General features: G+C 70.7%; 22 protein-coding genes, 1 tRNA gene and 1 pseudogene. 9 read left to right on the forward strand and 15 right to left on the reverse strand.

The window, feature by feature from the left end; translation table 11 throughout:
- Positions 1-66 precede the first annotated feature (66 nt).
- The 3 genes from ACFZB3_RS16380 to clpS all read right to left on the reverse strand — a co-directional run bounded on the left by ACFZB3_RS16380 (position 67) and on the right by clpS (position 2,854).
- Positions 67-1,515, reverse strand: a complete 1,449-nt coding sequence (locus ACFZB3_RS16380) for an amino acid permease (protein WP_391375701.1) — start codon at positions 1,513-1,515, stop codon at positions 67-69.
- Between the two features lie 341 nt (positions 1,516-1,856).
- Positions 1,857-2,462 carry a DUF2017 family protein gene (locus ACFZB3_RS16385; protein WP_391375704.1) on the reverse strand — a complete coding sequence of 202 codons (606 nt, stop codon included), beginning with the start codon at positions 2,460-2,462 and terminating at the stop codon, positions 1,857-1,859.
- A 74-nt stretch (positions 2,463-2,536) separates the two neighbouring features.
- Entirely contained in the window at positions 2,537-2,854 is a 318-nt protein-coding gene (gene clpS / locus ACFZB3_RS16390; protein ID WP_351958189.1) for an ATP-dependent Clp protease adapter ClpS, read from the reverse strand.
- 163 nt (positions 2,855-3,017) lie between these two features.
- Between clpS and ACFZB3_RS16395 the strand changes: the two genes are divergently transcribed.
- The gene (locus ACFZB3_RS16395) at positions 3,018-4,364 is read left to right on the forward strand and encodes a nicotinate phosphoribosyltransferase (RefSeq protein WP_391375706.1); all 1,347 of its coding nucleotides are present in this window, start codon (positions 3,018-3,020) and stop codon (positions 4,362-4,364) included.
- Between the two features lie 148 nt (positions 4,365-4,512).
- The gene (locus ACFZB3_RS16400; protein WP_391375709.1) at positions 4,513-5,097 is read left to right on the forward strand and encodes an isochorismatase family protein; all 585 of its coding nucleotides are present in this window, start codon (positions 4,513-4,515) and stop codon (positions 5,095-5,097) included.
- A gap of 932 nt (positions 5,098-6,029) precedes the next feature.
- Here ACFZB3_RS16400 and ACFZB3_RS16405 read toward each other — a convergent pair.
- On the reverse strand, positions 6,030-6,359 hold the full coding sequence (locus ACFZB3_RS16405) for a hypothetical protein (protein WP_391375712.1): 330 nt from the start codon (positions 6,357-6,359) through the stop codon (positions 6,030-6,032).
- A gap of 121 nt (positions 6,360-6,480) precedes the next feature.
- On the reverse strand, positions 6,481-8,844 hold the full coding sequence (locus ACFZB3_RS16410) for an immune inhibitor A domain-containing protein (protein ID WP_391375714.1): 2,364 nt from the start codon (positions 8,842-8,844) through the stop codon (positions 6,481-6,483).
- A gap of 424 nt (positions 8,845-9,268) precedes the next feature.
- On the opposite strand from ACFZB3_RS16410, the gene ACFZB3_RS16415 reads away from it, so the two are divergent.
- The gene (locus ACFZB3_RS16415) at positions 9,269-9,562 is read left to right on the forward strand and encodes a hypothetical protein (RefSeq protein WP_391375717.1); all 294 of its coding nucleotides are present in this window, start codon (positions 9,269-9,271) and stop codon (positions 9,560-9,562) included.
- A gap of 84 nt (positions 9,563-9,646) precedes the next feature.
- Here the strand turns inward: ACFZB3_RS16415 and ACFZB3_RS16420 are convergent, their stop codons facing one another.
- Positions 9,647-10,330 carry an RDD family protein gene (locus tag ACFZB3_RS16420; protein WP_391375720.1) on the reverse strand — a complete coding sequence of 228 codons (684 nt, stop codon included), beginning with the start codon at positions 10,328-10,330 and terminating at the stop codon, positions 9,647-9,649.
- Positions 10,331-10,440: 110 nt separating this feature from the next.
- Positions 10,441-11,826 (reverse strand): RDD family protein, encoded by a 1,386-nt coding sequence (locus ACFZB3_RS16425; RefSeq protein WP_391375722.1) that lies wholly within the window; start codon positions 11,824-11,826, stop codon positions 10,441-10,443.
- A gap of 242 nt (positions 11,827-12,068) precedes the next feature.
- Between ACFZB3_RS16425 and ACFZB3_RS16430 the strand changes: the two genes are divergently transcribed.
- Positions 12,069-12,482 (forward strand): SsgA family sporulation/cell division regulator, encoded by a 414-nt coding sequence (locus ACFZB3_RS16430; RefSeq protein ID WP_391375724.1) that lies wholly within the window; start codon positions 12,069-12,071, stop codon positions 12,480-12,482.
- A 39-nt stretch (positions 12,483-12,521) separates the two neighbouring features.
- Here ACFZB3_RS16430 and ACFZB3_RS16435 read toward each other — a convergent pair whose 3' ends face one another.
- A complete protein-coding gene (locus ACFZB3_RS16435) occupies positions 12,522-13,928 on the reverse strand; it encodes an FAD-linked oxidase C-terminal domain-containing protein (RefSeq protein ID WP_391375727.1) in 1,407 nt (468 codons plus the stop codon).
- Positions 13,929-14,020: 92 nt separating this feature from the next.
- Here ACFZB3_RS16435 and ACFZB3_RS16440 point away from each other — a divergent pair, with 92 nt between their 5' ends.
- On the forward strand, positions 14,021-15,514 hold the full coding sequence (locus ACFZB3_RS16440; protein ID WP_391375730.1) for a tetratricopeptide repeat protein: 1,494 nt from the start codon (positions 14,021-14,023) through the stop codon (positions 15,512-15,514).
- A gap of 98 nt (positions 15,515-15,612) precedes the next feature.
- On the opposite strand, the gene hppD is transcribed toward ACFZB3_RS16440, so the two are convergent.
- Positions 15,613-16,761, reverse strand: coding sequence for a 4-hydroxyphenylpyruvate dioxygenase (hppD, locus tag ACFZB3_RS16445; RefSeq protein ID WP_391375733.1), 1,149 nt, complete (start codon positions 16,759-16,761; stop codon positions 15,613-15,615).
- A gap of 121 nt (positions 16,762-16,882) precedes the next feature.
- On the opposite strand from hppD, the gene ACFZB3_RS16450 reads away from it, so the two are divergent.
- The 3 genes from ACFZB3_RS16450 to ACFZB3_RS16460 all read left to right on the forward strand — a co-directional run bounded on the left by ACFZB3_RS16450 (position 16,883) and on the right by ACFZB3_RS16460 (position 18,220).
- Positions 16,883-17,362: an Lrp/AsnC ligand binding domain-containing protein gene (locus tag ACFZB3_RS16450; protein WP_391375736.1), complete on the forward strand. Its 480-nt coding sequence runs from the start codon at positions 16,883-16,885 to the stop codon at positions 17,360-17,362.
- Positions 17,363-17,443: 81 nt separating this feature from the next.
- Entirely contained in the window at positions 17,444-18,028 is a 585-nt protein-coding gene (locus ACFZB3_RS16455; protein WP_391375739.1) for a helix-turn-helix domain-containing protein, read from the forward strand.
- Positions 18,029-18,040: 12 nt separating this feature from the next.
- Positions 18,041-18,220, forward strand: a complete 180-nt coding sequence (locus ACFZB3_RS16460) for a hypothetical protein (RefSeq protein ID WP_391375742.1) — start codon at positions 18,041-18,043, stop codon at positions 18,218-18,220.
- Between the two features lie 48 nt (positions 18,221-18,268).
- Here ACFZB3_RS16460 and ACFZB3_RS16465 read toward each other — a convergent pair whose 3' ends face one another.
- The 4 genes from ACFZB3_RS16465 to ACFZB3_RS16480 form a co-directional block, all read right to left on the reverse strand.
- The gene (locus tag ACFZB3_RS16465; RefSeq protein WP_391375745.1) at positions 18,269-19,057 is read right to left on the reverse strand and encodes a S16 family serine protease; all 789 of its coding nucleotides are present in this window, start codon (positions 19,055-19,057) and stop codon (positions 18,269-18,271) included.
- Between the two features lie 103 nt (positions 19,058-19,160).
- A complete protein-coding gene (locus ACFZB3_RS16470; RefSeq protein ID WP_093502420.1) occupies positions 19,161-19,802 on the reverse strand; it encodes an IclR family transcriptional regulator in 642 nt (213 codons plus the stop codon).
- 284 nt (positions 19,803-20,086) lie between these two features.
- Positions 20,087-21,889, reverse strand: coding sequence for a DEAD/DEAH box helicase family protein (locus tag ACFZB3_RS16475; RefSeq protein ID WP_391375748.1), 1,803 nt, complete (start codon positions 21,887-21,889; stop codon positions 20,087-20,089).
- A 117-nt stretch (positions 21,890-22,006) separates the two neighbouring features.
- Entirely contained in the window at positions 22,007-23,443 is a 1,437-nt protein-coding gene (locus ACFZB3_RS16480; RefSeq protein ID WP_391375751.1) for an MFS transporter, read from the reverse strand.
- 191 nt (positions 23,444-23,634) lie between these two features.
- On the opposite strand from ACFZB3_RS16480, the gene ACFZB3_RS16485 reads away from it, so the two are divergent.
- Positions 23,635-23,706: transfer RNA gene (locus tag ACFZB3_RS16485), tRNA-Cys, on the forward strand.
- A gap of 312 nt (positions 23,707-24,018) precedes the next feature.
- Here ACFZB3_RS16485 and ACFZB3_RS16490 read toward each other — a convergent pair.
- Together ACFZB3_RS16490 and ACFZB3_RS16495 are read right to left on the reverse strand one after the other, a co-directional pair.
- Positions 24,019-24,915, reverse strand: a complete 897-nt coding sequence (locus ACFZB3_RS16490; protein ID WP_391375753.1) for a hypothetical protein — start codon at positions 24,913-24,915, stop codon at positions 24,019-24,021.
- A 201-nt stretch (positions 24,916-25,116) separates the two neighbouring features.
- Positions 25,117-25,356, reverse strand: a pseudogene (locus ACFZB3_RS16495) (tyrosine-type recombinase/integrase); the annotation flags it as partial.
- Positions 25,357-25,448: the final 92 nt, after the last annotated feature.

Consider the following 25,448-nt stretch of genomic DNA (forward strand, 5'->3'; position numbering starts at 1 on the left):
AGCGCCACGAGTGCTCCCCTTCGGCGGGCGTCCTGGACGGGGTGGTCTTGGGTCAGCCCACCTGGGTCAGCCCACCTTTTCCAGGGGTGCCGGCTCGCGGCGCTCGGCGACCTCGGGGTTGCGGTTCTTCAGGACCAGCCAGCCGACGCCCAGCGCGGCGGCCCAGCCGGCCATCACGTAGAGGCAGACGCGGGAGTCGGCGTCGTACGCGATCAGGCCGGTCACGAAGAGGAGGAAGACGATCGCGACCCAGCTGAACTTCGCGCCGCCGGGGGCCGGGAAGGCGGAGGCCGGCAGGCGGCCCGCGTCGACTGCGCGGCGGTAGAGGACGTGGCTGATCAGGATCATCAGCCAGGTCCAGATGCCGGCCGCGGTGGCGACGGAGGTGACGTAGCCGAACGCCTTCTCCGGGACGACGTAGTTGAGGACCACGCCGATGCCCATGAAGAGGACCGAGACGGTGATGCCGAGCGCCGGGGTCTTCGACGCGGACAGCTTGCGGAAGGCGGCCGGGGCCTCGCCGCTGTCGGCCAGGTTCCGCAGCATGCGGCCGGTGGAGTACATGCCGGAGTTGCAGGAGGACAGCGCGGCGGTCAGCACGACGAAGTTGACGATGCCGGCGCCTGCCGGGATGCCGATCTTCGCGAAGGCGGCCACGAAGGGGCTGACGCCCGGGGCGAACTCCGTCCACTTCACGACGCAGAGGATGACGGTGAGCGCGCCGACGTAGAAGAGGGCGATGCGCCAGGGGAGGGTGTTGATCGCCTTGGGGAGGGTCTTCTCCGGGTTCTCCGACTCGCCGGCGGTGACGCCGACCAGCTCGACCGCGAGGTAGGCGAACATGACGCCCTGCAGGGTCATCAGGGAGGAGCCGACGCCCTTGGGGAAGAAGCCGTCGAACTGGTAGAGGTTCGCGACCGAGGCGGTGTCACCGGCGGCGCTGAAGCCGAAGGTGAGGACGCCGAGACCGATCACGATCATGCCGATCAGGGCGGTGACCTTGACCATGGAGAACCAGAACTCCAGCTCTCCGAAGACCTTGACCGAGATCAGGTTGACCCCGAAGAGGATCACCAGGAAGACCAGCGCGGTCACCCACTGCGGGACGGACGGGAACCAGTAGTTCACGTAGATCGCCGCGGCGGTGAGCTCCGCCATGCCCGTCACGACCCACATCAGCCAGTACGTCCAGCCGGTGAAGTAGCCGAAGAACGGGCCGAGGAACTCGCGGGAGTACTCGGCGAAGGAGCCGGAGACCGGACGGTAGAGCAGCAGCTCGCCGAGGGCCCGCATGATGAAGAAGATGATGCCGCCGGCGAGGGCGTACATCAGGATGAGGCTGGGACCGGCCTTGGCGATGTTCGCCCCGGCGCCCAGGAAGAGGCCGACGCCGATGGCGCCGCCGATGGCGATCATCTGGACCTGGCGGCTGCCGAGCCCGCGCTCGTACCCCTCTTCGGAGGCTTCGGAGGTCCCGGAGGAGTTCCCCGACGTGTCGACCTGAGCGGAGGTCATGTGTGGTGTGCGCCTTTCTCCATGCCGACCCGGGCCTCTCGTCGGCCTCGGATCGGGTTTCGATCCCCCCGGATGATGGAGCGGTGCCTGACCGGTGGTGGCCGGTTCGGTGGCGCACCCGGCGTACACGTGGGTGGTGTTCGCCGGGCGGTCGTGAAGATTTATCACGGCCGCAACACTGATCACCGGGTTCCGCCGAGAGGGATTGTGGCGCACACCACTGGAAGAACCGGACAAAACGCGACCGAAACTGCCATACCAGGCCGCAAGGGTGACGGGATCGTTATCCGGATTTGAGCGTCCTCTGAGCGAACGCGAGACCGGGAGGCATTCGGGGCGTACTACGGCATAAGGGTCGCGACCAGGGTCTCCTGGAGGCCGCCGAGCCACAGGTACGCCATCACCATCGGCTTGCGGGGGTCCTCGTCCGGGAGCCGGTAGAGGAGGTCGGTGTCGTCCTCGTCGGTGATGTCGAGGCGGCAGCCGATCGCGAGCCGCAGGTCGGTGAGGGCGCCGAGCCACTGCCGGGACTCCTCCGGCGCCAGCTTCAGGACCGCCTCGCCCTTCTCCTCCGGCGCGAGGGCGTCGAGGGAGCGGATCACCGCGAGGGCGGTCTCCCGCTTGCCCGCCCTGAGGTCGTTCTCGGTGAAGCGGCGGAACTCGGCGGAGTGCGCCTGCTGCTCCTCGGCCTCCTCCGGGGACTGCGGGAGCCGCTCCGGGTCCCCGTAGGCGTCCGGGAAGAGCCGGCGCAGCACCGGGTCGGCGGGCGCCTCGCTCGGGCCCTCGGCGAACAGCTCGGCGAGCGGGTCGTCGGGGGCGTCCTCGGCGGGGCCGGGGCCGATGAGCTCCAGGAGCTGGACGGCCAGCGACCGGATGATGGAGATCTCGACGTCGTCGAGCGCGACGGCCGCGCCGCCGCCGGGGAGCGGTTCGAAGATTCCTGGCATGGAGGGGATTCGCTGCTTCCGGAGCTGATCGAGGAGCTGATCGGGGGGGCGGTCGGTGGGGGCGGCCGGTGGGGCTACTTGCGGTCCTGCTGGAGGGTGGCCCACAGGCCGTAGCCGTGCATCGCCTGTACGTCGCGCTCCATCTCCTCGCGGGTGCCGCTGGAGACGACCGCCCGGCCCTTGTGGTGGACGTCCAGCATGAGCTTGGTGGCCTTGTCCTTGGGATAGCCGAAGTACGTCTGGAAGACGTACGTCACGTAGCTCATGAGGTTGACGGGATCGTTGTGCACGAGCGTGATCCACGGGACGTCGGGCTCGGGGACGGCGAATGTCTCCTCCGCCGACTCGGTGCGTTCGATCTCTACGGGAGCGGGTGACGTCACAAGGCCCATGCTGCCACGGGCGCCATAAATCGTCACACTGACGCGAAGGGGTGTAGCATCTGTCGTCATGCTGCATACATCGGGGGACGCGGTAATCAACAGCGGCTGCGCCGCGGGCCGAACCCCCGGCCGGCCTGGGGACACCCCGAGAGTCATAGCTAGGAGAGCTGTCGTGGATGTAGCGGACCTTGGGCTGCCGGTGGACGTCCCGTCGACGGCGCTCTTCACGGACCAGTACGAGCTGACGATGCTGCAGGCCGCCCTGAAGGCGGGTACGGCCGAGCGGCGCAGCGTCTTCGAGGTCTTCACCCGGCGGCTGCCGGAAGGGCGCCGCTACGGCGTCGTGGCGGGCACCGGGCGCGTCCTGGACGCGGTCGAGAACTTCCGCTTCGACACGGACGTCCTCGACTTCCTGGCGGAGCGGAACATCGTCGACGGGCCGACCCTGGAGTGGCTCGCCGGCTACCGCTTCAGCGGCGACATCTGGGGCTACCCCGAGGGCGAGGTCTACTTCCCGGGCTCGCCGATCATGCGGGTCGAGGGGTCCTTCGCCGAGTGCGTGCTCCTGGAGACCGTGATCCTCTCCATCCTCAACCACGACTCCGCGATCGCGGCCGCCGCCTCCCGGATGTCCTCGGCCGCCGGGGACCGCCCGCTGATCGAGATGGGCGCCCGCCGCACCCACGAGCTGGCCGCCGTCGCCGCCTCCCGCGCCGCCTACGTCGGCGGTTTCGCCACCACCTCCGACCTCGCCGCCGGCTTCCGCTACGGCATCCCGACGGTGGGGACGAGCGCCCACGCCTTCACCCTGCTCCACGACCACGAGCGCGACGCCTTCCGGGCCCAGGTCGACTCGCTCGGCCGGGGCACCACCCTGCTCGTCGACACCTACGACGTCGCCGAGGCGGTCCGTACGGCCGTGGAGGTGGCCGGGCCCGAGCTGGGCGCCGTCCGCATCGACTCCGGCGACCTGCTGCTCGTCGCCCACCAGGTGCGCCGGCAGCTGGACGAGCTGGGCGCGACGAACACCAGGATCACCGTGACCTCCGACCTCGACGAGTACGCCATCGCCTCGCTCGCCGCCGCCCCCGTGGACGCGTACGGCGTCGGCACCCAGCTGGTGACCGGCTCCGGGCACCCCACCTGCTCGATGGTCTACAAGCTGGTCGCGCGCGCCGAGTCCGCCGATCCGACGGCGCCGCTGGTGCCGGTCGCCAAGAAGTCGACCGGCGGGAAGACGTCCGTCGGCGGACGCAAGTGGGCGGCGCGGCGGCTGGACGCCGACGGGGTGGCGGAGGCCGAGGTCGTCGGCACCGGCGAGGTCCCGGCCGGCCTGGCCGACCGGCAGCTCCTGATCGAGCTGGTGAAGTCCGGCCAGGTCGTCGCCCGCGAACCGCTGGACGCGGCCCGCGCCCGGCACGCGGCGGCCCGCGCGAACCTGCCGCTCTCGGCGACCCAGCTCTCGCGCGGGGAACCGGTCATTCCGACGGAGTACGTGCAGGGGCGCTCGGGTAGCTAGAGCGGGTGCCCGCGTACGCGCCCTGCCAGGCCCCCTCCCCTACGCCCCCGTAAGTCTCTACGCTCGGAGGTTCAGGCCGGGCCCGCACCCCTTCATTCCGCGTCTCCACCGTCGACGGACCCGCTACCGATAGCGAAGGACATCCACCATGCGCCGCGCCTTGATCGTCGTCGATGTGCAGAACGACTTCTGCGAGGGGGGCAGCCTCGCGGTGGCCGGCGGGGCCGATGTGGCCGCCGCGATCACGGAGCTGATCGGGCAGGCGCCCGCCGGCTACCGCCACGTGGTGGCGACCCGCGACCACCACATCGCGCCGGGCGGCCACTTCGCCGACAACCCCGACTACGTCCACAGCTGGCCGGCGCACTGTGTCGCCGGCACGGAGGGCGTGGGCTTCCATCCGAACTTCGCCCCGGCGGTCGCCTCCGGCGCGGTGGACGCGGTGTTCAGCAAGGGGGCGTACTCCGCGGCGTACAGCGGCTTCGAGGGCGTCGACGAGAACGGCGTGAAGCTGGCGGAGTGGCTGCGGGCCCGCAGGATCGACGAGGTGGACGTGGTCGGCATCGCCACCGACCACTGCGTGCGGGCGACCGCCCTGGACGCCGCGAAGGAGGGCTTCCGCACCCAGGTCCTCCTCGACCTCACGGCGGGCGTGGCGGAAGCGACCACAGAACGCGCCCTGGAAGAGCTGCGCGAGGCCGGCGTGGAACTGACGGGCAAACCGGTGGTCTGACCCTCGCCATTCCCGCCGCCGAACCACCGGATCCCGCCGCCACCGAACCCGCCGGCGGCCACCCACAGCCCGGTGGGGGCTGATCGCGCCGTTCCCCGCGCCCCTGGGTCGGCTGCCCGGGACGGCGACGATCCGTCACCCCTTCTGCGCCCGTCCTCCGCCCACCTTCCCCTTCCGCCGCAACGGCGCTCAGCCGCGACGGCGGATCCCGGCGGTGCCGGACCGGCCGGTGGACGCCCGCGGGCCGGTGGGGGCTGGTCGCGCAGTTCCCCGCGCCCCTGAGTGGGCTGCCTGAAACGGCGACGATCCGTCACCCCTTCTACGCCCGTCCTCCCCCTTCCGCCGCAGCGGCGCTCCGCCACGGCGGCGGATTCCGGCGGTGCCGGACCCGGCGGTGGGCACCCGCGGCCCGGTGGGGGCTGGTCGCGCAGTTCCCCGCGCCCCTGAGTGGGCCGCCTGGAACGGCGACGATCCGTCACCCCTTCTGCGCCCGTCCTCCCCCTTCCGCCGCAGCGGCGCTCCGCCACGGCGGCGGATTCCGGCGGTGCCGGACCGGCCGGTGGGCACCTGCGGCCCGGTGGGGGCTGGTCGCGCAGTTCCCCGCGCCCCTGGGTCGGCTGCTCTGCCCGGCGCCAGAAGGCCCGCGTCCCTGGGGCGGCCGCCCGGAACGGCGCCAGAAGCCTCGCGCCCCTTGGCCAGCCGCTCGCCCGGTGCTCAGTGTGCAGCCCTGATGGACCGACGGTCATCTTCGCTCCGCCGCAGCGGCGCTCCGCCACGGCGGCGGATTCCGGCGGTGCCGGACCCGGCGGTGGGCACCCGCGGGCCGGTGGGGGCTGGTCGCGCAGTTGCCCGCGCCCCTGGGTGGGCTGCCCGGGGCGGCGACGGTCCGTGACCCCTTCTGGGCCCGGCCTCCGACCTCGGTTCTGGGGTGGCTACGCCGCCGTTGGTCTGCGGAGGAGGGATCTGATCGGTCTCCAGAGTTCGAGGGCGGTGACACCGTTGTCAGGGGTGGTTCGCCATATGAGGCCGTCGGGGTGGTGGAGGACGGCCGTGATCTCGTCGGGGGTGGGTGGGGCGGCGTTGCCGCGCAGGTAGACCGCTCGCATGCCGAGGTTGCGGAGCCGGGTCAGGGCGCGGGCACGGTTCTGGGCGTGGACGAGTACGCGGACGGCGGACGGGCCGTCCGTGGTGGCGGGGCTGGGCAGGTTGAGCGCCACCACCACCCTGCCGTTCGGCAGCTTGCAGAACCCTCCTGCGGCCATGCGGTCACACCCCCGTGTGCGTCGGTGTCAATAAGAAAGCCACAGGACGCACCTAAGCACGAGCGGCGGCGACCCGCCAAGGGGTCGCCGCCGATACGTGTCTGACCTGCAATGATGCGGATTACTTCACCGCGGGGCCGACCTGGAGGGAGATCGTCGAGCCGTCCCGGGCCTCCGTCACGATGTTGATCTTCGTGTTGGTGTCAGTGACCTTGACGCCGGCGGCCGGGTTCGAGGCGTCGTAGTAGTCGCTCTTGTGGTCGTTGAAGACCGACACCCCGGAGGACTGCCTGATCTTCGTCGCCACGTCCGCCTTGTGGAGGGTGATGCCGTCGCTCGCGTAGAGGCTGAACGGCGAGTCGTAGGCCTGGATGCGGTTGCGCATCAGCGTGCCGTCGGACCACTTCATCGCCGTCGGGTGCGAGTCGATCGGGAGGATCAGACCGGTACCCGGGTGACCGCCGTCGCCCGTGTGCGTGTTGTTGTCCGCCTGGGAGGTGTCCCACTTCCAGATCAACAGGCCGTTCTGGTACGGGTAGTGCTCCACCCAGTCCGGACGGGTCGTCGAGAAGCCGAAGTTGTACGGGCCGACCTTGAGGGTCTTGTCGTACGACACGTACTGGCGGTTCTCCGCGATGTAGTACTGCGCGTAGTCCTTGGTGAAGGACGCGCCGATGCGGGAGAAGCCGGAGGCGGTCCAAGCCGCGTCCGCGGACTCCGCGTTGTCGGCGAAGACCGTCGAGCCGTCCGCGGTCAGGGTGATCTCGTCGGCCGCGAAGCCCTTCAGCGCCACACCGCCGTCGGTCTGGTAGCGGAAGCGGAGCTGGATCTTCTGGCCCGCGTAGGCGTTCAGCGGGTACGACAGCTTGGTGTACGCGTCGACCGAACCGGTGAGCGCCGGCTTGTCGCTGCCGTCGCGCGGGATGGCGGCACCGTTCACCGTGCCGTCCAGGGCGGTCCAGTTGGCGCCGCCGTCGGTGGACACCTCGGTGTACAGGTAGTCGTAGCCCGACTCGATGTCGTACCAGCCGTCGAGCGACAGCGTGGCCGACGACTTGCCGGTCAGGTCGACGTCACGGGTCAGCGTGTTCTTGAGGTTGTCGCCGCTGCCGCTCCACCACTGGGTCGAGCCCTCGGCCGGGGTGACGACCGTGGTCGTGACCGCCTTGTCGGGGAGGGTGACCACGAGGGCCTGCTTGTTCTTCGTGTTGTACTCGGCGACGCCCAGCTTGTGGCTGGACTTCGTGCCGGCCTTGGCCACGTCGTAGTTGAGCCAGCCGAGCTGCAGCTTGTCCCAGGCGTTCATGTCACCGGGCAGGTCGCCGATGGCTTCCTTGCCGGTGCCCAGCCAGGAGCCGGAGGACATCAGGGTCCAGAAACCGGTGGAGTTCTCGCCGCCGTCGGTGTCGTACTCGTCCGGCAGGCCGAGGTCGTGGCCGTACTCGTGGGCGTAGACGCCGAGTCCGCCGTTCTCCGGCTGCATGGTGTAGTCGCCGACCCAGATGCCGGTGTCGCCGATCTGGGTGCCGCCGAGCTTGTTGTTGTCGGGGCCGGTGGCGCCGGCGTCGGTGCCGAAGGCGTACCAGCGGTGCGCCCAGATCGCGTCGGTGCCCTGGGCGCCGCCGCCCGCGGACTCGTCCTCGCCGGCGTGCACGATCTGGAAGTGGTCGATGTAGCCGTCGGGCTCGTTGAAGTTGCCGTCGCCGTCGTAGTCGTAACGGTCCCACTGGTCGTACTGCGCGAGGTCCGTCTTGATCGCGGCGGCGGACACGCCGGCCGCCTCCTGGTCGGCGACCCAGGCGGTCACGCCGTCCTTCACCAGGTTCCAGACGCTGGAGCAGGTGGTGGAGCCGCAGGCGTTGTTGCCGTAACGGGCCTCGTTGTAGGGGACCTTGACCCAGTCGGTGACCTCGCCGTCGACCGAGTAGCGGCCCGAGGACTGCTTCTCGTAGTACTTCTTCAGCGACTCGGTGTTCTTGCCGGTGCCGAAGTAGAGGTCCTGGAAGTGCTGCTGGTTGTAGTCCGCCTGCCAGGCCGTGGAGTTGTCCTTGGTGCGGTCCGGCTCGGCTATCTGGTTGTGCAGCGGGCCGGTGGTGCCGCCGTACCGCGGGTCCGTCTGGTCGCCGAACTCGACCAGGATCGTGAAGATCCTGTCCGTCTTCTCGCGGCCGAGTTCGACGTACTTGCTGTCGCCCTTCTTGCCCTTGAGCTGGACGACCTTCGAACCGTCGCGGTCCTTTACCTGGGCCTTGCCGGATATGACCTGGTCGAGGGCTTCCTGGCGCTGGGCCTCCTGGGTCTTGCTCAGGGGGCCGTCGAGGTCGTGCTCCTCCTGCTTCGTCGACGGGTCGTGCCGGTCGACGGTGCTGGTGGTCGCTGCCGGAGTCGTGGACGCCGCGACCGCGAAGGTGGCGAAGCCTACGGAGGCGGTCGCGAGCGTCACGCCGACGGCGAGCGCTCTGAACGTCCAGGGTCTGCTGGTCACTTGAGTTCCTCCCCCGCGCCGCGCGCACGGCAAGGAGGACCGGGTGATGGTTGGGGGTCCGTGCGCGCACGTTCAACGCGTCGATTCAAGTGACGATATTTGACTACTGGTTTACGAGAAAAGACAGACCTTGACTCGGACAGTTCAACTGCACTATGCGGAGAGGAAGTTCGCTTTACGGACGCCGGGGCACGGAGCTACCCGCGAAGGGCCGCACCCAACCGGCGCGCATATGCCTCCGGTCGCCACATGCCATGCGACCGTGCGCCCCCTGTGCACCGGTACCGTGGGTTAGGTCACGCTTACCGGACGTTCCTCTCGGGCATGCACGCGAATAGAGTCGAACGGTGGAACGTCCGGAAGCCGGTGGAAACCAAGGCCGGTTCCCCGTCTCACCCCCAAATCTTCCGAGGACACGATTGCCATGCCTCGTCCGACCCCGGCACAGCTCGTCTACGGTTCGGCCACCGTGATCTGCTCGACGCTCGCCATGCTGCTGCTGTCACAGACGAGTTCGGGCATCGGGATCGCGGTCATCGCGCTCGCCGCGCTCGGTCTGGGACTGCTGGTCGCGATGACGATCCCGCTCCCCCGGCCGCGCACCGTCGCACAGTCCACGCCCGCCCCCGTCGCACTGCCCGAGGTACGGGTCCCCCTGCACCGGGAGACCGTGGCCGCCGCCACGGCCGAACCCGTCCGGGAGCCCACCGCGCCCTGACACAAGCACACCAGCGAAGTCGGCGGGTCCGTGAGACTGACGGACCCGCCGACTGCTTGTGCGCCCCCGGTACCGGCGGCCCGGCTACGAACCCGTACTGACCACGACCGTCTTCGCGGCCTTGTCGTGCAGCCCCTGTTTGTACGGCTTGTCGAAGAAACTCCAGCCGCCGCAGATCGCCGTCCAGATGCAGGCGCAGCAGAAGGCGAACGGCACCCACAGCACCAGGGCACGCAGCAGCGACGTCTGGGTGGAGGGGGTGGAGCCGTCGGACAGGTTGGCGACCCGCATGCGGAGCCACTTCATGCCGAGGGTCTGCCCCGATCTGGCGATCAGCACGGTGTCGTAGGCGACGAACAGGACGGCGGCGATGAGCGACTGGGCGAAGGACCGGCCGGCCGAGATCTTGTCGCCGTCCATCTGGTACTCGCTCACCCCGAACGCCAGGGTCAGCAGGACGACCACGATGCCCACCAGGATCATGTCGATGATCCGCGCGAGGGTGCGCCTGCCGCTGTCGGCGAGGGGCGGCATCCCGGCGAGGGGATCGGCGGGGTAGCCACCGGTTCCGCCGCCGCCTCCGTAAGGGCCGCCGCCCGCGCCCCCGTAGGGGCCGCCGCCGTAGGAGGGCGGCGGGGGCTGCGAGCCGCCGTACGGGGTGTCGTACGGCGAGCCCGAACCCGGCCCCGCCCCCTCCGGCGGGGGCTGCTTCTTGAACGGGTCGTCGTCCGGCGGCTGTCCGGAGCCCGGGGGCGGTTCGGTGCTCATGGCCCGAGTGGACCGCGAAGCCGCCGGGCCCGCATCCGGCGAACCGCCGTAAGGGTGACGGCCGGTGTGAGAGTGACGGCCGGCGTATGGGCGACGACGGGTCCGGCTGCCTATCCGGCGACGAAGGTGTGCGCCGCCTTGTCGTGCCAGCACTGGTGCCAGGGCCGGTCGAACAGGCACCAGGCGACGCCGACGATCCCGATGCCGAGCAGCCCGGGCACGGTGTACACCAGCCAGCGGCGCAGCGCGGCGCCGAAGGCGGGGGGCTCGTGGCCCTCGATGTCCCGTACCTCCAGGCCGAACAGCTTCTTGCCGAGCGTGCGGCCCCACCTGGCGGTCGGCAGCACCTCGTAGAGGACGCCGGCGACGAGCAGGACGGCGAGCACGATGCCGAGGTACACGCCGGTCGTGCCGTCCAGCAGCCAGACCGTCTCGGTACGGCCGGAGAGCCTGGCCGCGTCGATCTTGTCCCGCACGTGGTCGGCGGCCTTGGTCCCGAACGGTACGGCGGCGGCCGCGGTCACCGCGCCGACGACCAGGCTGTCGACGAGCCGGGCCGCGAACCGCTTGCCGAGGCCGGCCGGCCGGGCCGCCGCCTGCCGCCGCGCGGCCGCCTGGAAGACGTCCTCCACCGGCGGCTTCCAGGGGGCGGCCTGCGGGTCGCCGGCGAGCTGGTGCACCTGCTGGGCCCAGGAGGACTGCCCGCCGCCGGGACCCGGGGCCATCGGAGCGGCGGGGGCCATCGGGGACCGGGGGGCGGCCGACTGCTGCGGGGGGACGGCGGATGCCGGAGCCTGGACGGACGGGCCCTGGACGGACGGGCCCTGGGCGGGCGGTGCCTGGGCCGCGGCGGCGCGGGCGGCGGCCGCCTTTCCGGCGCCGAAGCCGGGGCGTGCGGGACCGGCGGTGCCGGGAGCGCCGACCGGGCCCTGCGCGGCGGGACCGGCCGCGCCACCGGGGCCGCCGGGGTTCGGCGTGCCCTCGCCCCGGACCGGCCGGAAGGTCAGCGTGCCGTCGTCCATGGGCGGCCGGGCCGCCGGCGGGGTCCCCGCCGGGCCGACCGTCGGCCTGCGGAAGATGAACGTGCCGCCGGAGTCGAGGTCTCCCTGGTCTCCCTGGTCCGCCGGCGGGATCGACGCCGTGCCGTCGGTGCGGGCCGACCGGCCGTCCGGCTGGGCCGGGGAGCCCGCCGCCCGGGGGTCGCCCCAGGCGCTCCCCTCCGCCGTCCAGCCGGCGGCGCCGCCCGGCTGCGGGTCCTCGTCGAAGAAGTGCGGGCCAGTCTCCTCGACCGCGGCCGGGGCCGCGGGTCCCGCGGGTCCTGTGGGGTGCGACCCCGGCGGCGGGACGAGCGGTTCGCCGTCGGACGGGGCCGGGCGGCTGGTGCCCGGCACCCACGCGGCGCCGTTCCAGTAACGGACGTAGCCGGGGATGGACGGGTCCGGGTAGTAGCCCTCGCGGGGCCGTTCGTCACCGGGTGCCGGGGTTGGGGCGGTCATGTCCGTCATCCCGTATCTGCTCGGGGGTCATGTGGGAGGCTCCACATCTATCAGACCCGGATGCCCGCCACCGCCAGTCCCGCAGGACCCGCCCCTTTCCGGGCAGCTCTGTGCACCCCCTTCACCGCACCGGAAAAAAATTTCCCGGAACCCGCGTAATGCTCGCGGCCCCAGCCCCTCTCCACTCGTACGGGCCCACCCGCAGGCGCCCGCACGACTGACCGAGAGAGGAACCGAACGCCATGCATCACACCGTGGTGGAGCGCGAACTGGAGCTGCGGCTCGTCCTGTCCCCCGAGCGGAGCATCCCGGTCCCGGCCCGGCTGACCTACCGCTCCGACGACCCGTACGCCGTGCACGTCAGCTTCCACATCAACTCCGAGCAGCCGGTCAACTGGACCTTCGCCCGCGACCTGCTCGTGGAGGGGGTGTTCCGGCCGTGCGGGCAGGGTGACGTGCGGGTGTGGCCGACGAAGGTGGAGGGCCGCAGCGTCGTGCTGATGGCGCTCAGCTCCCCGGACGGCGACGCCCTCCTCGAGGCGCCGATCCCCCAGGTGTCCGCCTGGCTGGAGCGGACGCTGCGGGTGGTGCCCCCGGGGAGTGAGGGCGGGCAGCTGGGGATCGACGAGGCGCTCGACCAGCTGCTCGCCCAGTGAGGGCCCCACCGGAGGGAAGCCGTACGCGAGCATGTGGGATCAGAACAACTTGCCGGGATTGAGGATGCCCAGCGGGTCGAAGACCTGTTTCACGGCCCGCTGCATCTCCACTCCCACCGGCCCGATCTCCCGGGCCAGCCACTCCTTCTTCAGGACGCCGACGCCGTGTTCGCCGGTGATGGTGCCGCCGAGTTCCAGACCGAGGCCCATGATCTCGTCGAAGGACTCGCGGGCGCGGCGGCATTCGTCGGCGTCCTGGGCGTCGAAGCAGACCGTGGGGTGGGTGTTGCCGTCGCCGGCGTGCGCGACGACCCCGATGGTCAGCCCGTGCTTCTCCGCGATCCGCTCGACACCCTCGATCATGTCGCCGAGCCGGGAGCGCGGCACGCACACGTCGTCGATCATCGTGGTGCCCTTGACGGCCTCCAGGGCGACGAGCGAGGACCGGCGGGCCTGGAGGAGGAGTTCGGACTCGGCGGCGTCGTCGGCCGGGACCACCTGGGTGGCGCCCGCGGCCTCGCAGAGCGCGCCGACGGCGGCCAGGTCGGCGGCCGGGTCCGGGGTGTCGAAGGCGGCGAGCAGCAGCGCCTCGGTGGACTCCGGCAGGCCCATCCGGGTGAGTTCGTTGACCGCCTTCACGGTCGTACGGTCCATCAGTTCGAGCAGGGACGGCACATGGCCGCCCGCCATGATCCGGCACACCGCCTCGCAGGCGGCGGCCGCGGAGCCGAACTCGGCGGCCAGCACCAGCTGCTGCGGCGGTTTGGGCTTCAGCGCCAGCACGGCCCGTACGACGATGCCGAGCGAGCCCTCGGAGCCGACGAAGAGGCGGGTGAGGTCGTACCCCGCGACGCCCTTCGCCGTACGGCGGCCGGTGGACATCAGCCGGCCGTCCGCGAGGACGACGTCCAAGCCGAGCACGTACTCGGCGGTCACCCCGTACTTCACGCAGCACAGGCCGCCCGACGCCGTGCCGATGTTGCCGCCGATCGTGCACATTTCCCAGCTGGAGGGGTCCGGCGGGTAGTAGAGGCCGTGTTCCTCGACCGCGCGGGAGAACGTCGCGTTGACGACCCCGGGCTCGACGACCGCGATGCGGTCCACCGGCGAGATCTCCAGTACGCGGTCCATCTTCGTCAGGGACAGCACGATGCAGCCGTCGGTGGCGTTGGCCGCGCCGGACAGGCCGGTGCGGGCGCCCTGCGGGACGACCGGGACGCGCAGTTCGGTGGCGACGCGCATGACGTGCTGGACGTGTTCGACGGTGCGCGGCAGCACGACCACGGCCGGGGTGCCGGCCGGGCAGAAGCTCGCCATGTCGTTGGCGTAGGAGGCGGTCACGTCGGGGTCGACGAGGACCGCGTCGGCCGGCAGACCCGCGAGGAGCCGGTCGGTGAGGTTGCTGGTGGCCTCGTCCCGAGGCGCTTCGATACGGCTCATGATCACAGCGTCGCACCCGGGGCCATCGGTGTGAACCCCACAGGTGCCGTCCTTGGGCCGCCCGGATGCGGTGGTCGTATTGACGCACAGTGTCCGTCATGTGCGCGCTGGATAACCGACCGTCCCCTCCCGCCACCTCGCTGCTCCCCGAACCGGTGCCGCCGCGCCGCCGCGGCCGGGTGCTGCTGCGGCTGCTGGTCGTGGCGCTGTCGGCCGGGGTGGCGGCCGGCGGCACGCTGATGCTGCGGCCGCACGAGCCGCAGCGCGCCGCACCTGCCCCGGCGGCCGGGCCGCGGGCCCAGACCGCCGCGCGGGCGGCGGCCCTCGCGGCGGCGCAGACGGCCGTCCTGAGCGGCCTGCCCGCCGCGCTGCCCGACCTCACGACGCTGATCGGCGCCCGCGAGGCGCGGGTGCGGGCGCAGCCGAAGGACGCGGGGGCCTGGGCGGTGCTCGGGGCCGCGTACGTGGAGCGGGCCCGCCGGACCGCCGACACCGGCGACTATCCGCGCGCCGAACGCGCGCTGCAGACGTCCCTCAAGGCGGCCGGGAAGAACAACGCCGACGCGCTGGGCGGACTGGCGGCGCTGGCCGTGGCCCGCCGGGACTTCGCGGGGGCCAAGCGGTACGGCGAGGAGGCGCTGAAGGCGGCGCCGCAGCGGTGGTCGGCGTACCCGGTGCTGATCGACGCCTACAACGGGCTCGGCGACTACAAGGCGGCCCGGTCCGCGCTGGACAGGCTGATGGCGCTGAAGGTCGGGGCCGACGTGAAGCCGGCGGTGATGGCGCGGGCCTCCGCGGTGTACCGGGACCGGGGCTGGCGCGAGGACGCGGTGGCCCAGGTGACCGACGCGGCGGCGGCCGCCGGGACGCCCGCCGAGCAGGCCGCGTATCTGTGCCAGGCCGGGCAGCTGGCCTGGGAGCGGGGCGACCGGGAGGACGCGCTGCGGCACTTCACGGCGGCCGTCCGCCTGGACCCCGAGCAGTCGGCCGCGCGGGCCGGGCAGGGGCGGGCGCTGGCCGCGCTGGGCCGGACGCAGGAGGCGCTGACCGCGTACCAGGGGTCGCTCGCGCACCGGCCGGCTCCGCAGGTCGCCCTGGAGTTCGGCGAGTTGTACCAGTCGCTGGGGATGGAGCAGCAGGCGGAGGCGCAGTACGAGCTGATGCGGACGCAGGTGAGGCGGGAGCTGGAGTCCGGGGTCGACGACGATCTGGTGATCGGGCAGTACGAGGCGGACCACGGGGACGTCCAGGAGGCGGTGGAGCGGCTGACGGCGGAGTGGGAGCGGCAGCCGGGCATCGAGGTCGCGGACTCCCTGGGCTGGGCGCTGCACCGGGCCGGGGAGGACAAGGAGGCGCTGCCGTACGCCACGGTCGCGACGGACTCGACGAAGGGCGGCGGGGTGCGCAGCGCGCTGTACGCCTTCCACCGGGGCATGATCGAACGCGACCTGGACCTGGAGGCCCCGGCCCGCCGCCACCTCCAGGACGCGCTGCGGACCAACCCGTACTTCTCCCCGCTCCAGGCCCCGGCGGCCCGCACCGCCCTCACGGCTCTGGGCAACCAGCCGCCGAACGAGGAGCTGCCGCAGTAGGCCGACAGCGGCGGCCACGGCGGTCGGGCATCGCCGGGACCCGTCGTCGTGGCTGACCGCCGTCGCCGTACGGGGAACCGGGGCCGCGGGCCGGCGGGTCACAGGTTGCCGCGGCGGTCCTGTTCGCGTTCGATCGCCTCGAAGAGGGCCTTGAAGTTGCCCTTGCCGAAGCCCATGGAGCCGTGGCGTTCGATGATCTCGAAGAAGACCGTCGGACGGTCCTGGACCGGCTTGGTGAAGATCTGCAGGAGGTAGCCGTCCTCGTCGCGGTCGGCGAGGATCTTCAGCTCGCGCAGGGTGTCGATCGGGACGCGGGTGTCGCCGACCCACTCGCCGAGGGTGTCGTAGTAGGAGCCGGGGGTGTCCAGGAACTCGACGCCGGCCGCGCGCATGGTCCGTACCGTCTCGACGATGTCGTTGGTGTTCAGCGCGATGTGCTGGACGCCCGCGCCGCCGTAGAACTCCAGGTACTCGTCGATCTGGGACTTCTTCTTCGCGATCGCCGGTTCGTTGATCGGGAACTTGACCTTGAGGGTGCCGTCGGCGACCACCTTCGACATCAGCGCGCTGTACTCGGTGGCGATGTCGTCGCCCACGAACTCCTTCATGTTCGTGAAGCCCATGACCCGGTGGTAGAACTCGACCCATTCGTTCATCCGGCCGAGTTCGACGTTGCCGACGCAGTGGTCGACGGCCTGGAAGGTGCGCCGGGCGGGGGGTTCGACGATCGGGGAGGCGGCGACGAATCCCGGGAGGTACGGGCCGTCGTAGCCGGTCCGCTCGACGAGGGTGTGGCGGGTCTCGCCGTACGTGGCGATCGCGGCGAGGACGACGGTGCCGTGCTCGTCCTTGAGTTCGTACGGCTCGGCCACCGGCCGCGCGCCGTGCTCGACCGCGTAGGCGTACGCGGCGCGGGCGTCCGGGACCTCGATGGCGAGGTCGACGACCCCGTCGCCGTGCTCGGCCACGTGGCGGGACAGGAAGGTGCCCCACTCCGTCTCCGCGCGGACCACGGAGGTGAGGACGAACCGCGCCGAGCCGTTCTCCATGACGTAGCTCGCGGTCTCCCGGCTGCCGGTCTCCGGACCGGAGTACGCGACCAGCCGCATGCCGAAGGCGGTGGAGTAGTAGTGGGCCGCCTGCTTGGCGTTGCCCACGGCGAAGACGATCGCGTCCATTCCCCTGACCGGGAAGGGGTCGCTCTGCCGGACGGTCGCAGCGGGAGTGTGCTGTGTGGTCTGCGTCATGTCCGAAGGGTGAACCCGGCCCACAAGGTGCGCAATAGATACCGTTTCTACTGGGCAATATGCTCAGCAATACGGCCGTACAGGCGGACTTTCTGTACAGGGTGACCATCCGGAGGCGGACATGGCGATCGATCATCTGGACGGGCGGATCCTGGTGCTGCTGGCCCGGGAGCCGCGCATCGGGGTCCTGGAGATGTCCCGCCGGCTGGGCGTGGCCCGCGGGACCGTGCAGGCACGCCTCGACCGGCTCCAGTCGAACGGGGTGATCCAGGGGTTCGGCCCCCAGGTGGACCCGGCGGCCCTCGGCTACCCGGTGACCGCGTTCGCGACCCTGCAGATCCGGCAGGGCCAGGGGCCGGACGTGCGAGCGCACCTGGCGACCGTGCCGGAGGTGCTGGAGCTGCACACCACCACCGGCACCGGCGACATGCAGTGCCGGCTGGTGGCCCGCTCCAACGCCGACCTCCAGCGGGTGATCGACCGGGTCGTCGGATTCGAGGGCATCGTCCGGGCCTCCACGGCGATCGTCATGGAGAACCCCGTCCCGCTGCGGATCATCCCCCTGGTGGAGCAGGCCGCGGCGGACAGCGAAGGGGGCTGACCGGGCCGTCGCGGCAGTTACAAAGAACCCGCTGCAAAAAACCCATTGCAAAGGACTCTTTGCAATGCTACCTTTGTACGCATGACGGAGCACGAGGAACGGAAACAGCGGCGGCTGGACGCCCGCTCACTGCGCGGGCTCGCGCATCCGCTGCGGATGCAGCTGCTCGACGCGCTGCGGCAGCACGGCCCCGCCACCGCCTCCCAACTGGCCGAGCGGCTGGGCGAGTCGAGCGGCGCGACCAGCTACCACCTGCGCCAGCTCGCCGAACACGGCTTCGTCGAGGACGCCCCGGAGCGCGGCAAGGGCCGGGAGCGCTGGTGGCAGGCGGTGGACCAGGGCATCCGCTACGACAGCGCGGACTTCGAGGACGCGAGTCCCGAGGTACGGGGACTGGCGGAGGTGTTCCTGCAGGAGGGCGCCGCCCGGCACGCCCGCGAGCTGGCCGCCTGGCTCGGCACCCGGGACCGCTGGTCCCAGCCGTGGTCCCACGCCAGCGACATGAGCGACATGACCCTGCGGCTCACCCCCGGTCTCGCCCTCGAACTGATCGGCGAGATGCACGCCCTGATCGACGGCTACCGGGACCGGGCCCCCGACAAGGACACCCCGGAGTCGGAACAAGTACGCATCCACACGCACCTCTTCCCCATCGAGACGGACTGAGAGGCACCCACCATGTACCCCCAGGCACAGCTCGCCCGGCACCGGATGACGGAACTGCACGCCCAGGCGGAGCACTACCGGCTGGCGAAGGAGAGCAGGCCGGAGCGGGAAATCCGCAGGCGCATCGGCTGGACCCTGGTGGAGGTGGGCCTGCGCCTGGCAACTCCGGCACCGGCGTCAGCGCCCCTTTAGGGGCGCGGGGAACTGCGCGAGCAACCCCCACCCACCCGCACCCGAACCTCAACAGCTGGGAACCTTCTCCCCCTTCTCCAACGAAACCAGATCGGACACGGCCCCCTTCAGCGTCGTCACCGGCACCAGCCGCAGCCCCTTCGGCAGCTCGGCCTTGGCATCCGCGCACTCGTCCCTCGGCACAAGAAAGACCGTCGCCCCGTCCCGCCGCGCGGCCTGCGTCTTCAGCGCGACCCCGCCCACGGCCCCCACCGCACCGTCCGCACTGATCGTCCCGGTGCCGGCGATGTTCCTGCCCCCGGTGAGGTCGCCCCCGCTGCCGTTCCCGTCCAGCTTGTCGATGATCCCGAGCGAGAACAGCAACCCCGCGCTCGGCCCGCCCACATCCGCCAGCTTCAGGGTCACCTTGACCTTGCTCGCGCTCAGGTCCAGGTACTTGAGCGCGGCCTGGGTCGCCGCGTCCTGCGACTGCTCCATCTGCTCGGTGTTGTGCTGCTCGATCTCCTGGACGTTGTTCCCGCTCGGGTAGACCGAGTCGCGCGGCATCACGGCCCGGTCCGTCCGGAACCAGCTGCCGATCACGTCGCCGAGCGAGACCCGCGCGTCCGGCCCGGTCGCCTCGATCGTCGTCATCCGCAACTGCCCGCTGGTCGTACGGGTGGGCGCCCCGGACACGGTGATCACCGGGGTGCCCCGGTTGGCGCCGAGCACGTTCGCCGTCATCCCGGGCTGGGCCACCGAGAACGGCAACGGCGCGAAGACGGCCGTACCGATCAGAGCCACGACGGGAACCGCACAGACGGCGACGGCCTGGAGACGCGTGAGACGTGAGAGCACGGAGTCAATCTAACGTGGCGACCTGTTCAGGCCACCGCCCCGACCCCGCGCACCGCACCGCCTACCGCACCGCCTCCGCGACCGTCCGCGCGGCTGCCGCCCGTCAGCGCAACGCCTCCGCGACCTCCCGGGCCGCGTCCATGACCCGTGCGCCGACCCGTTCCGGCACGGCGTCGGCCAGCATCACGACCCCCACGCTGCCCTCGACGCCGGTGACCCCGATCAGCGGCGCCGCGGCCCCGCTCGCCCCGGCCTCCAGTTCGCCGTGGGTCAGCGTGTACCCGGGATCGTCCCGCGCGGAGTGCCGGGCGGCCAGGATCGCCCGGCCCGCGGCACCGCGGTCCAGCGGGTGCCGGAACCCGGCCCGGTAGGCCACGTGGTAGTCGGTCCAGGTCGGCTCGACGACCGCGACGGCGAGCGCCTCGGTCCCGTCGACCAGGGTCAGGTGCGCCGTCGCCCCGATGTCCTCGGCGAGCGACCGCAGCGCCGGCAGGGCTGCTTCCCGTACCAGCGGATGCACCTGCCGGCCAAGACGCAGCACCCCCAGCCCGACCCGGGCTCGCCCGCCCAGGTCACGCCGTACCAGCGCGTGCTGCTCAAGCGTGGCGAGCAACCGGTACACCACGGTCCGGTTCACGCCCAGTTTGTTGGAAAGCTCGGTGACGGTCAGCCCGTGGTCCGTGTCGGCCAGCAGTTTGAGGACGCGCAGTCCCCGGTCGAGCGTCTGAGAGGTCTCCGCGGTCACGACGCCCACACTCCTTAGGTGGTGAGGCCGGCAACCTCCGACGCGGCGGATGCGTCGCCGAGTCCCGTCAGCGACGCGCTTCAGAGGCCGCCGATCGGCAGGACGGCCCGGCGGCTCCGGGCCCAGTCGCTTCACGGCTGCGCTCCGCGGCGGCGCTGCCACGGGGCGTATGCGTAGGCGGACAGTAGCGAAGCGGGTTCGCTGAGCGGAAGCCTCCGTCCAGAATCCGGTCACACACCGGTATGGACTACTTCGGTATGTGTCGGTATGCGTCCACCGGAGAACTACCGCATCCGGGTAGCCCACTCCTGCACCTTGGCGATCCGCTGCCGCAACTGCCCCGCCGTGGCCTCCGCGCTCGGCGGCCCGCCACAGACCCGCCGCAACTCGGTGTGAATCACCCCGTGCGGCTTCCCGCTCTGATGCACATACGCGCTGACCATCGTGTTCAGCTGCTTGCGCAGCTCCATCATCTCCTTGTGGGAGACCACGGGCCGCCGCTCCGCGGGCAGTTCCAGCAGGTCGGCCTCGGTGTCCGGCTTCTTGCGGCTGTGCGCGATCTGCCGGGCCTGCCGCTTCTGCAGCAGCAGCTGCACCTGGTCGGGTTCGAGGAGCCCCGGGATGCCGAGGTAGTCCTGCTCCTCCTCGCTCCCCGGGTGCGCCTGCATACCGAACTCGGCACCGTCGTAGAGCACCCGGTCGAAGACGGCCTCGGACTCCAGCGCCTCGAAGGCGAACTGCTCCTGCTCGCCGGTGTCCTCGTCCTGCTCCTTGTTCGCCTCCTCCATCTCCTTCTCGGACTCGGCGTACGGGTCGTCCTCGCCGTCCTTCTTCGGCTTGTCGAGGGCGTGGTCGCGCTCGACCTCCATCTCGTTGGCGAAGGTCAGCAGGTCCGGGACGGTCGGCAGGAACACGGACGCGGTCTCGCCGCGCCGCCGGGACCGCACGAAACGGCCGACCGCCTGGGCGAAGAAGAGGGGAGTGGAGATGGTCGTCGCGTAGACCCCGACCGCGAGCCGGGGCACGTCGACGCCCTCGGACACCATCCGCACCGCGACCATCCACCGGTCGTCACTCGCGCTGAAGTCGTCGATCCGCTTGGAGGCGCCGGTGTCGTCGGAGAGGACCAGGGTCGCCTTCGTACCCGTGATCTCACGGATCAGCTTGGCGTAGGCCCGGGCGGACTCCTGGTCGGAGGCGATGACGAGGGCCCCCGCGTCCGGAATGCCCTTCCGCACCTCGGTCAGCCGCTGGTCGGCCGCGCGCAGCACCGCCGGCATCCACTCGCCGCGCGGATCGAGCGCCGTACGCCAGGCCTGGCTGACGGCGTCCTTGGTCATCGGCTCGCCGAGGCGCGCGGCGATCTCGTCACCGGCCTTCGTCCGCCAGCGCATGTTGCCGCTGTAGGAGAGGAAGATGACGGGGCGCACGACGTGGTCGGCGAGGGCGTTGCCGTACCCGTAGGTGTAGTCGGCGGACGAGCGCCGGATCCCGTCCTGCCCTTCCTCGTACGTCACGAAGGGGATGGGGTTGGTGTCCGACCGGAACGGCGTACCGGTCAGCGCGAGGCGCCGGGTCGCCGGCTCGAACGCCTCCAGGCAGGCCTCGCCCCAGGACTTGGAGTCACCGGCGTGGTGGATCTCGTCGAGGATGACGAGCGTCTTGCGCTGCTCGGACCGGTTGCGGTGCAGCATCGGCCGCACACCGACACCGGCGTACGTCACGGCCACCCCGTCGTACTCCCGGCTGAGCGGTCCGGCGCTGTACTCGGGATCGAGCTTGATCCCTATCCGCGCCGCGGCCTCCGCCCACTGCTTCTTCAGATGCTCGGTGGGCGCGACGACGGTGACCTGCTGCACGACATGGTGGTGCAGCAGCCAGGAGGCGAGCGTCAGCGCGAACGTCGTCTTCCCGGCGCCGGGCGTGGCCACGGCCAGGAAGTCGCGCGGCTGCTCCTGGACGTACTTCTCCATGGCCCCCTGCTGCCAGGCACGCAGCTTGCTGGCGGTACCCCAGGGCGCCCGGCCCGGGAAGGCCGGCGAAAGGTGATGGGAGGAGGCGGCGGAGGAAGCGGCGGTGGTAGTCACGGTCTCCGTAGTAAGGAAGTCGGGCGGCTGCTACGTATGACAACCGGGCCACCCTACCGGCGCGCCCCGGCGGTCAACGCGCGGACAAGGCCGCCTCACCGCCGGGTGGGACTCACGTCACAGATCACGAACCCGGGTCGTCACCCAGGCCCCGGCGAGGGCCACCCCCGCCATCGGCAGGAACACCGCGGTGAACGCGGCCGGATGGGAACCCGAGCCCGCCGCCCCCGTCATGCTGCCGCCGCCGAGGGAGGCGAAGGCCGCACCGGCCACGGCGAGCAGGACCACGTTCGAGAGGGCGTCGGAGATCTGCAGGGCGGCGGAGTTGGCACCGGCCTCGGCGGGGGCGGAGAGCCGGAGCATCAGCACGCTGGCCGAGGCGATCACCAGGCCCATCCCGAAGCAGCCGAAGGCCCAGGCGACAGCGACGGTCCACACCGGCACACCGGGCACCAGCACCGCCGGCGCCGCGGCGACCGCCGCCGCCACCAGCACCATCCCCACGGTCATCAGCCGCTCCCGGTACGGCTCCATCCGCGGCCGCGCCTGCACCCACGAACCCACCGCCCAGGTGACCCCGCCCGCCGCCAGCGAGAACCCGGCCAGGGTGGGCGACAGGCCGCGCTGGGTGACCAGCATCAACGGCACGAAGGACTCCGCGGAGATGAAGGCGCCGGCCGCGACCCCGCGCAGCAGGACGACGGAGGGCAGCCCCCGGGCCGCCCGGTACGTACCGCGGGGCAGCAGCCCGAGCACGGCGGGCACCAGCAGCGCACCACCGAGCAGTCCGGGGATCACCGACACCCACCGCAGATCCTGGGCCGCGTACTGCAGCAGCCCCGCCCCCAGCGAGATACCGAAGGCGAGCCGGATCCGCCGCCGGTCGAACGCCCTTCGCCCCCCTTCCTCCGCCACCGGCCCGCCGGCCCGGCGCCGTATCTGCGGCAGGGCGAGCGCCACCGGGAAGACCACGAGCACCGGAATCCCGAGGAACACCCACCGCCACCCGAGCTGCTCGGTCACCGCGCCCGCGGCCAGCGGCCCGACGATGGACGGCACCACCCAGCCAGCGGCGAAGGCGGCCATGATCGCGGGCCGCAACCGCTCCGGGTAGGCCCGCCCCACCACGACGTACAGCGCGACGATGACCAGTCCGCCGCCGAACCCCTGCACGGCCCGCCCCGCGATGAACACCCACATGCCCTGCGCGGTCCCGGCCACCAGCAGCCCGGCGGCGAAGCCCGCGATCCCCGTCGTCAGCGCCCCGAGCGGCCCCTTCCGGTCCGACCACTGCCCGGCCAGCACCATCCCGAACAGGCTGGTCGTGAAGTACCCGGAGAAGGCGAACGCGTACAGCGACACCCCGTCCAGCTCCCGGGCCGCAACGGGCATCGCCGTCCCGACAGCCGTCGCCTCGAAGGCGATGAGCAGCACGACGGAGACGATCCCGACGCTCAACGCCCGATACGTCCGCCCCAGCACGCCGCTGCTCTCATCGGCTCCGTCGGCGGTCTCGTCTGCGACAACGGCGTCGCTCGGTTCAAGGGCGGTCATGCTGACCACGGTAAGGCCCATTCCCCACCCTGACCCCTGTCGTAAGCCCCACCCCACCTCGGACCTTGGTCGTACACCCCGCGTCCCGCCCCACCCCGCCATTCATGAACGCCGTATGGCAGTCCCGTTGCAGCCCGACCGATCCCCTTGAGCCCCTCCCCCACACCCCCGTACCTTCAACTCACCGACACGGCCGTGTGCCCGAGTGGTTTAGGGACTCGCCTGCAAAGCGGGTTACGCTGGTTCGATTCCAGTCACGGCCTCTGACTGCCCGACCAGGCAAAACGGAAGGGGTGGCACCTCCGAAGAGGTGCCACCCCTTCCGCCATCCGTCTCAGTCCCCGTCTCAGTCAGCCCTGCCTCTGACTGCGGAGTCGCGCTCAAGTTCACCTTGCGAGACGGTCGTAAGGGCAGCTGGACCCTAGATGCTGAGCGACTGCAATGCTCCACCGCGCATGAGACGACACCATGACGCGCCGAAGCGAGGGACTTGCAGGGGGTCCAGGCTGTGGGTGCCTGGTCACCACGGTCACCCTCACCACTCGGTCGCCACCGAGTAATGGCGTATTCATCAGTCAAGGGAGAAATCCGGTACAATTATCTACCGTGTAGCCCTTAGGGCGGCCGTCGGGGACCCTAAGGGCACCGAGTATTTGTTTAACATAGTTCTTGAACGTGCTCTCCACCTGCCCAACACGGCTTCCCATATTCAGCATGTTCGCTATGGCTGTTGCTGCCTGCTGAGCTGCGAAAGCTGCGTCACGCTGGGCCTCAGCCGCCGTGATCCGGTACCCATTCCCCAACTTAAGAGGTGCCCCGACCTTGATACCCACGACAAACGCGAACCCGCCATTACGGAATACGGTAGGAACGCAGCCGGTCTCCTGCCAATTCCGGATTGTCCGCGTAAACTTATACGCCTTCGCTGCCACATATCCGGACGCCCCTTGAGACGGGCTCCCACCCGTCCCACTCTCAAGCCCATCAGGTGGCGTCAGGTCAACGCGGCTAGGCGTTCGATCCTCAGTGACAACGGTTGTCTCCGGCTCCGTGAACTCAACTGTCCCCGTTTCGCGGTCGTACCTAGCCCCGGCGACGACCTCCCCTGTCGCAACGTCCACTACCGGAACATAACCATCGAGTCGGGGCCTATCTGGCTCAACCCGGAATACGAAGCTAGACCCCGACCTCGTGTCGGACGGAAGATCGACCGTATCCCCGTCGGGATGCTCATCACCGGCTTCCCCCTCGGCCCCCACCGCCTCTTCCCCTTCTCCCGCGCCACCCCCTGTGGAGGCGCTGTCAGGGCTCCCTCCGCCACTGCCCCGCTCGTCGGGCCTGCCCTCGCCACGCTCATCATAGAGATGTAGACGACCGTCCCTATGCAGATCTTTGAACAAGTCTTGGACATCACCGCGGTCGATGGGACTGCGCCACGTAGCCGTTTCAAACTGGTAGATCTTCCCAGCCATTGGGACTCATCTCCCAATATCCCCTAGGCAAACGCACCATTGGATACGTACCGGTCGCATACGCCCAGCCTAAGTCCAATTAAGGCCAGGCGCACGTTGAGGTAGAGGAATCAGAGGTTGAAACCGCTAATAGCGACAACTATGAAAGAAGTCAGGTGACTCCTGCTCAGGTACTGCCTGCCCTCCTTGCCCACAACTCAACTAGCGGTCCCCCTCGCCTCTCCAAATGAGGCCATCCACCTGCCTCGCGATGTCGGTCCGCACCGCGTCGACCATGTGTTGATACCGAGCAGCCATGGCCGTGGATGACCAACCCATGAGACCCATTACGGCGCGCTCGGGGACACCGAGGATCAGCAGAACCGTCGCGGCCGTGTGGCGCGCGTCGTGCAACCGCGCGTCGCGAACCTTCGCCTCTGCCAGAAGAGCCTTCCACTCAGACCGCGTTTGAGATCTACTGTGATGCCAGCCATGCGGTGTACCACTCGTGAAAGTCTGGTCCTGGGGTGAGACCACCCCATGCGCGGTCGTCG

Source organism: Streptomyces sp. NPDC008092 (assembly GCF_042957285.1).
GTDB lineage: Bacteria > Actinomycetota > Actinomycetes > Streptomycetales > Streptomycetaceae > Streptomyces.